Source organism: Oleiphilus sp. HI0061 (assembly GCF_001635675.1).
Window position 1 is genome coordinate 1 of the sequence record NZ_LWFE01001652.1, and the last position, 619, is coordinate 619.

At 50.1% G+C, this 619-nt stretch carries 1 protein-coding gene; it reads left to right on the forward strand.

What is annotated here, in order from left to right; translation table 11 throughout:
* Positions 1 to 472 (forward strand): alpha-hydroxy acid oxidase (locus A3735_RS25445; protein ID WP_197486045.1); only part of this gene is annotated, 472 nt, incomplete at its 5' end.
* Positions 473 to 619: the final 147 nt, after the last annotated feature.

Below are 619 nucleotides of genomic sequence, written 5' to 3' on the forward strand. Positions count from 1 at the left end.
TGTTCAAAAGGCTGTTTCACTCGAGCTGCTTAAGAAAATCATTGCGATCAGCCATGTCCCGGTATGGGCAAAAGGCATTATGAGCACTGAAGATGCTACTTACCTAAAAGATCTAGGCATCGCAGGGATCGTCGTGTCAAACCATGGCGGCAGAGCCCTGGATGGCGTACCCGCAAGCTTGACGGTACTACCCGACATTCGCCAAGCCTTGGGCGATGAATACCCGATTCTTTTTGACAGTGGCATTCGTAGTGGTGCCGATATATTCAAAGCCATTGCCCTAGGCGCTGATGCCGTTCTGATTGGACGTTTGCAAGTCTATGCCTTAAGCATTGCCGGTGCCTTAGGTGTCGCTCACCTGATCAAGCTACTCAAAGAGGAGCTTGAATACACCATGGCGATGACGGGCTGTCGTACAATCCAAGAAATTCGTCATGCAAACCTTAGAAAGCTGGGGACTCCTTTATGCTAATCGTCATACCCAAAGTGTTATCAAGCGAAGAAGTGAAGCAATTCCGAAGTGCCCTGGATAAATCCTCGTGGCGTGATGGCAGCCAAACCGCCGGTGGCATCGCTATTCACGTCAAACACAATCGTCAACTCGATGACCTGGGCGACA